Consider the following 7,341-nt stretch of genomic DNA (forward strand, 5'->3'; position numbering starts at 1 on the left):
CCGTGGTGCTGCGGCACCACATGAGCAGCGATGCCTCGATGAGTCGGAGGTAGGGCAATTGCTACGCAACGCCATACTGGCTGTTACGTCAAAGTACGTAGCCGCCAAGCAGCAGCCCTTCACTGGGCACCCGATGGCCTCCTACCTTCGGCATGAGTTGCCAGACGCGCTCGGGGCGATAACGCCACGGCGCGAGCGCTACCGCTATCTTGGATCCCCCGGAAAGGGCCGATGGGCCGACTGCCCATGGGTCGCCGTACTTGATCCCATAGTCACGTCATCACCGAAGCGTGGGTTCTACATCGTCTATCTGTTCTCTCACGACATGAAGCTCGTGTATCTCAGCATCCACCAGGGCGTCACTGACTTGGTGGACGCTTACGGGACATCTGTCGCGAGCCAAGTGCTTAGATCGCAAGCCGCTGTATCGGCGGCCTTCCTGCAGTCAGTCGAACCGGTCTATGTTCTTGCCGGCGCCATTGACCTGCGAGTCGCGCACCGCAACTGGAGATCTGAACAGTACGAGCAAGGAAGCATTGCGGCGATCAAGTACGAGGTCGACTGGCTTCCTGACGAGCGGTCGCTTGTTGCGGACTACCGCAGCTTCCTTCGCTTGTACGACCGACTGATCCTCGAGGGGCCGATCGCGTACTCGGGACCATTGTCACTGAATTCTGCGGATCTCTCGCGCTCCGGCGCGGACTACTCGATGCGACGCCTACACTGGGCCGCAGATAGGAACCTGTCCGCTATCACGCGCGCGCGGGGCGACACACGATGCTCACTCTGCTCGGTTGACCTGCGCTATGTTTACGGGCAGGCGGGTGTCGAGATCATTGAGGCTCATTGCGCACTAGACCTTGATCAGCAGGCGAAGTACATGGACCCTGCGAGTATCGAACTCGCATCAGTTCCCGTTTGCCCCACCTGTCACAAGTACTTGCACTCGGCCGAAGACCCAACCGACCTTGCCGGCGCGGCAGGCCGCGTTGCGTCGCTGTATTTCTAGACACCCAATGGATAGTCTTACCCCAGAACAGCGCAGCAGGCAGATGTCCCTCGTGAGATCGAAGGGTACCCGGCCTGAGATGATCGTGCGTCGAACCGTCCACGCGATGGGTTACCGCTACCGGCCTCACGTTCGGAGCCTTCCCGGGTCCCCAGATCTCGTGTTCCCCTCGCGACGAGCGGTGATCATGGCGCATGGATGCTTCTGGCATCGCCACGACAACTGCCCACTCGCCCGAACCCCCAAGGCACGGCAGGAGTTCTGGGTCCCGAAGCTGGAAGCGAATCAGAAGAGAGATGAGCGGGCGTTGCTGGACCTGAAGGAACTCGGCTGGAGAGTGCTTGCTGTCTGGGAGTGCCAGCTGCGAAACATGGATGAGACTCGCGAGCGGCTACGCGACTTTCTCGATCAGCCGTCAACCTTCCATTCAAGTGGACAGGTCCGCGAGTGAGTGCGACTGCTATGCTCGATCTCGAGCTATTCGCCGGGGCTGGCGGTCTCGCTATCGGGCTCCAAAGGGCCGGGTTCACTGGATGCCGTCTATACGAGATTGACCCAGCGGCCTGCCGGACACTCGCCGTCAACATCGCCTCACACGAACCCACGCTCGACGGAGTAGTTGTCCCAGGAGACGTGCGAGAGGCGACTCTGGGTGAGTTTCGAGGGCGCGTGAGGCTGCTCGCAGCGGGCGCTCCGTGCCAGCCCTTTAGTTTAGGGGGAAACCATCTCGCGGATCGAGATGCGCGCAACCTCTTCCCCGATGTCTTGGAGGCCGTCAGACTCACGCGCCCGCAGGTAGTCCTCGTTGAGAACGTGAAGGGTTTGATGAGGCCTGCATTCAGGCAGTTCTTGGACTACGTACTACTGCAGCTGAGATACCCCTCCTTCCCGCCGGTCACGGGCGAGACATGGACAGCCCACAACGCCAGGCTGGTGCGACTCAAAGCGTCCGAACGTGAGTATGCCGTCGCCGAGCCATTCGTCCTCAACGCTGCGGATTACGGTGTAGCGCAGACGCGGGAGCGTGCTTTCATAGTTGCAGTCCGTGCTGGACTCCCGGCCTTCCAGCCGCCTCCGCCAACCTATTCCCGTTCCAGCCTCGTGCTGGCGCAGGGTGACGGGTCCTACTGGTCTGAACATGGGATGCGTCGACCCAAGCACTGGATCGCGCCGAGGCGTCATTCGCGGACATCCGAGGACAGCGGGCTGCTACGCTGGCGAACAGTGCGAGACGAAATCGGCGATCTGTGGGGGGCCGCCGCTTGCGAGGCGGACGCGCGCTTCAACCATTGGGAGATTGGCGGTGCTCGCTCGTATCATGGGCATAGCGGCAGCCCATACGATTGGCCCTCAAAGACAATCAAGGCGGGAGTGCATGGGGTTCCGGGAGGGGAGAACATGCTGCTAATGCCCAACGGACGAGTTCGGTACTTCACGCTACGCGAAGCGGCCTGTCTGCAGTCGTTCCCGCGACACCACCTGTTTGAAGGTCGACGAAGCTCCGTCACGAGGCAAATAGGCAACGCCGTCCCGTGCCTGCTCGCCGAGGCCGTGGGCCGGAGCATCATGCTTGTCACTCAAACGAAGGAGGACTCCCTTGAGCGCTGACTTTTCATTCGTGCCGCACCCACGGGTCTTGCGAATGCTGGGCGAGATCAACCTCGATCAGTGGCGATGTGTGGCCGAACTCATAGATAACTCCGTTGATGCGTTCATCCACGCGATCCGGGAGGGCGCACCGACGGACCAGCCACAAGTGGTGGTCAATCTGCCAACATCCGAAAACCCATTGTCGGTTGTCACGGTGAGAGACAACGGACCAGGCATGAGCGCCGAGACCCTGCAGTCGGCCGTCAGCGCCGGTTGGTCGAGCAACGACCCGCTCGACAATCTGGGCCTTTTTGGAATGGGATTCAACATCGCGACCGCAAGGCTCGGCACAGTCACCCAGGTATGGACCACCCAGGCGGGTCAGTCCGACTGGCTCGGCCTCGAAATCGACCTGGACAAGCTTGTTCAGCAGGGCACATACACGACGCCGCCCCTCAGCCGCCCGAAGAACGACCCTGTAGAAACCGGCACCGAGATTCGCATCGCGCGGCTGAAGTCCGATCAGCTGGCATGGTTTGCCAAGCAAGCGAATCGATCCAAGGTCTCCAAGGAGTTGGCGAGGGTCTACTCGGCGATGCTCCGCGATGACGGCGACCCAGTCAGCTTCACACTTCAGGTGAATAACCCACGGCTCCGCCCACGTATCCACTGCGTATGGGGCGATCCGAGAAACAGCGACCCGCGGGTGGTTAGTTTTCCGAGCGGGCGGGAGCTTGAGGCTTTCCAGATGGTCGAAAGGGACCTCGGCGAGCGACCCTACTGCATCAACTGCTGGAAGTGGCTGCCCGCTCCGGACGCGCCCTGCCCTGACTGCGGCCTGTCCGACAATGTCGTCATGCGGCGACGCCAGATTCGCGGCTGGCTCGGAGTTCAACGCTACCTCCATACGAGCGACTTCGGAATCGACTTCATAAGGAACGGTCGCAAGATTGAGATAGCGAATAAAGACCTGTTCTACTGGGAGAACGAAGACGGCGTTCCAGAGAACGAGTACACGGACGACCCACGGCGCCGCGGTCGCCTGGTCGGCGAGATTCACATTGATCACGCCCGGGTGAGCTATTCGAAAGACCGATTCGACAGAAATGATCCCGCTTGGGACGAGATGATTCTTGCAGTTCGTGGCCTTGGGCCGCTCCGCCCGAAACTCGCCCAAGAGCTGGGGTTTGGAGAGAACACCTCACCCCTATTTCGGCTGTTTCAGGCGTTTCGCCGATCCACCCCAAAACCGAAAGTCGCGCTCGCATGGAAGCGCCTGCTCGCGGTTGAGGACAACGACAAGGCTGAGGAATACGCAAAACGCTTCTACGACGGTGACGCGGATTTCCAGTCCGACCAGAAGTGGTGGGACTTGGTCGAAGAACAAGACCTCGCTTTGCTCGAGGGAGATCACACCGAAGCCGGGATTGAGCAAGTGAGCGCCCTGGTCGACGAAATCGCCGGCGGCTCGGTCGATTTCGTCGCCGAAGACGGACCGTCACTCGATCCGACTGAGGCCGCACCCCAACGCATCGCGGTTCCCTCGCTCTCGCAGGAGTACGCAGACGAGATCAGCCAGCAGCGCTGGCGAGTGTCGGCATTCGAGGTGAGCCCAAGGGACGCCGACTTGCCCGCGCCGGCGCCCTGGACGCTCCGTCGTGACAGCGCGGCCGACTACACCTTCCTGTTTGACCCCCGCGCGACCGTCTTTCGCTCGGCCACTCTCACTCCGCTTGACGCCCTCCTGGCCCAGCTCGCCTGGTCTGCCGCCGACTTCGATCGCTCGGGAGATGCCGGCTTCGCGGCTGGACTCGCTTCACTTCGATCTCGCTACGCTACGCGCACACTGCTTGATCCGATCTCGTTGTCCGGTGAAGCGAGCAACCTACTCACATCGGTGGCTCGTTGTGTGGTCTCGGACGACGAGACCGTTGGTGTGACACTGTTCGAGGAGCTGAGCGCTTCAGAAAAGGAGCAGGTTCAGGCGGCAATGGCGGTGCGCGCCGCGCCTAACCCGCAAGCCGCGATCGGCAGTGGCCGGTTCCTGGAGTACTCTCCGCGAGACGTCCTCATTCGGACGGTGAGCAACCACCCCGACCTATTCTTCGATGGGAAGTGCTGGGATCTGCCGTACGAGACACTCGACTACGGCTCGGCGGCCGCCACGGATCACGCGAGGCGACGAGTCCTTGTCCACTTTCGCAGCCTGCTCGAGGACGCGGCTTGGCTCGTCGAACGTGATCCTGCAGACCTCGCTTTGGAGCCTCGAAGTCGCCTCTTGAGGGCGGCCCTGGCGCTCGAACTGCTCTCGGCGTCCGCAGTTGAGGGACAATCGTGACGGACACGCCATTTCTGGACGAGCGGCGACTACTTTACGGACCCTGGCAGGCGTTCGAGCGCGACGTCGCACGGGTCCTGCTCGCGAGCGGGTTTGAGGACGTGCGGGTTGTCGGGGGAAGCGGCGACCATGGGGCAGACGTGCTCGCCGTCCGTAACGGTCAGCTCTGGATTGTCCAGTGCAAGTACACGAGTGGATCAAGCCCGCCAAGCTCGGCGGTCACTGAGATTGTTGAGGCGGGCCGGTTCTACGGCGCCGACCGGCTTGCCGTCGCCGTTTCTCGTCCCCCCTCGGATGCAATGCGCGACGAAGTGGAGCGCTACAGACGTGCGGGCCTCAAGGTTGAGGTGCTCGAGCCAACGACCCTTCTGGAACTGGCCAGGCGAGCGCAGCAGTACGCCCCTGCGCGCAGAGAACTCCGCACGTACCAGACCGAAGCGTGCTCGCAGGCCTATGAATCGCTCGTCGACACGGGGCGGGCCCTAGCCGTGCTCGCGACCGGCCTGGGCAAGACCGTGGTCATGGCCGCCCTTGTCGCCGAACTCACTGCAGAAGGGCGCCTACCGCATGGCCGGGTCTTGGTTCTGGCTCATACCCGGCCACTCGTTGATCAACTGCACCGGAGCTTCTGGTACCAGCTTCCAAAGACGGTTCCAACACACCAGCTGTGTGACGGTGAGGAGCCCGCCCACTGGAACGGTGTGATCTTCGCAACCTGGCAGAGCCTGATTCGGCGCATAGCCAGAATCCCGGACATCGACATGGTACTCGTGGATGAGGCTCACCACGTCGGCGAGAACGAGTACCGAGATCTCATCGCCGCTCTGGACCCGCCCCTGCTCGTCGGGGTGACGGCGACGCCATGGAGAGGGGACGGCTTCGAAATCGAGCGGGTCTTCGGCGCCCCGGTTGTCCGCATTGACATTGCTGAGGGCCTGAGCAGGGGATTCCTTTGCGAGGTTGACTATCGGCTGTTGGCGGACGACATCGACTGGGAGTTCGTGCAACAGGCGTCGGCGCATCACTACTCCGTGAAGCAGCTGAATTCGAAACTCCTGATACCAACTCGCGATGAACAGGCTGCCCAGGCGATCGTCAACTGCTTCAGAAACGAGGCGCGACGATCTGGGCTGGTGTTCAGCAAGTCGATCGAGCACGCGGAGTACTTCGCTGGCGTCCTGCGCACCTACGGTCTACGGGCTGAGTCCCTGTCCGCTGCGACTCTGCCACGAGAGCGTGAAGTAGTTCTCGCTCGTTTCCGGGCGGGCCACACGGACATCCTCGCCACAGTCGACCTGTTCAACGAGGGGATGGACGTGCCGGATGTTGACCTGGTTGCATTCATGCGCGTGACGCACAGTCGGCGCATCTTCGTTCAACAGATCGGCCGCGGCCTACGAGTCAGCGCTGATAAGGACAAGGTCATCGTCCTGGACTTCGTGTCCGATCTGCGTCGAGTGGCAGCCGTCGTCGATCTCGATTCGTCGACGCGATCCGGCCAAGTGGAGAAACTCGGGCTGGGCCCCCGGCTCGTCTCATTCGCGGATCAGAGTGCGGGGGCATTCATGCGAGAGTGGATGTTGGACCAAGCATCGCTCTTTGCTCGCGAGGGCGACCCCGATCTGATCATGCCGGACCTGGAATTCCCGAGTATCCCTGCGGGAGGTGCAATCCAATAGTGGTGCCAGCAGCTATTCGCCAGCGTATTCGCGAGGTCGTCTGGAGCCGAGCAGACGCCGTGGGCTGGATCGATCTACCTGCGGCCGACAAGACTCGCGTATACGGCGACTGGGTGCGCGACAACGACATCGGCCAGGTCCTCGTGCGCTACATGGACGAGAACAGGGTTCGCGTCTACCTGAAGGACACAGTTCTCAAGGGGTACACGCGAAACAGAACCTGCGACGCCACAAGACCTCTTCGGATAGCTTTTGGCGATGATGCGGTCTCACTGGCCTCCCGGTTCGAGAAACCCCACGGAGCACTGACTACCGATGGTCGACAGGTGGCGTGGGGACCTGCGGCCGAATGGAAGACGATACTAGTGACGGTGTTCGAGCGAGCGAGAGAAGTGGGCGCCGACCAATCGGTCGCGGTACTTCTGAAGGCGGGCGGGCCCTACCGTGACCCAGAGGTTCGGGGGACCGTAGAGGCGGCGGCGGCGTGTCTCGACATTAAGGCCGTGCATTGGATTGAGCTCTAGACTGTGGGCTGAGAGCGCCTACGCACGGTCATGGCGTTGCGAGCACCGCCCGCCCAGACTAGGCCTTGGTCTTGAGCGTCGAGGTTGACTCCACACACGAACGGCCGACAGTCTGTCCTGCCAGTAGGGTGTTCGGCTAGAACAGCCGGTAATGGCCCGTGATTGGAAACAGGAACAGCGCGTCTTCCACCCTCACACCGG

Annotated in this window: 5 protein-coding genes; all 5 read left to right on the forward strand. The window is 61.8% G+C overall.

Annotated features, from left to right (window positions below):
* Nucleotides 1-58: 58 nt before the first annotated feature.
* Complete coding sequence (locus tag U1E26_00930) at nucleotides 59-1,009, forward strand: DUF3578 domain-containing protein (protein ID MDZ4168206.1); 951 nt, start codon at nucleotides 59-61, stop codon at nucleotides 1,007-1,009.
* A gap of 7 nt (nucleotides 1,010-1,016) precedes the next feature.
* The gene (locus tag U1E26_00935; GenBank protein ID MDZ4168207.1) at nucleotides 1,017-1,460 is read left to right on the forward strand and encodes a very short patch repair endonuclease; all 444 of its coding nucleotides are present in this window, start codon (nucleotides 1,017-1,019) and stop codon (nucleotides 1,458-1,460) included.
* A 1,146-nt stretch (nucleotides 1,461-2,606) separates the two neighbouring features.
* Nucleotides 2,607-4,937 carry an ATP-binding protein gene (locus tag U1E26_00940; GenBank protein MDZ4168208.1) on the forward strand — a complete coding sequence of 777 codons (2,331 nt, stop codon included), beginning with the start codon at nucleotides 2,607-2,609 and terminating at the stop codon, nucleotides 4,935-4,937.
* Nucleotides 4,934-6,616 (forward strand): DEAD/DEAH box helicase family protein, encoded by a 1,683-nt coding sequence (locus U1E26_00945; protein ID MDZ4168209.1) that lies wholly within the window; start codon nucleotides 4,934-4,936, stop codon nucleotides 6,614-6,616. The genes U1E26_00940 and U1E26_00945 overlap by 4 nt, the downstream gene beginning before the upstream one ends.
* Nucleotides 6,616-7,140 (forward strand): hypothetical protein, encoded by a 525-nt coding sequence (locus tag U1E26_00950; GenBank protein MDZ4168210.1) that lies wholly within the window; start codon nucleotides 6,616-6,618, stop codon nucleotides 7,138-7,140. The genes U1E26_00945 and U1E26_00950 overlap by 1 nt, the downstream gene beginning before the upstream one ends.
* The last annotated feature ends 201 nt before the right edge of the window (nucleotides 7,141-7,341 follow it).

It is taken from the genome of Coriobacteriia bacterium (assembly GCA_034370385.1).
In the GTDB taxonomy this organism is placed as follows: domain Bacteria; phylum Actinomycetota; class Coriobacteriia; order Anaerosomatales; family PHET01; genus JAXMKZ01.

Excerpts from the sequence above, each read along its gene's own strand:
- U1E26_00935 (MDZ4168207.1), top strand. The coding sequence starts at position 1,017 with ATGGATAGTCTTACCCCAGAACAGCGCAGCAGGCAGATGTCCCTCGTG.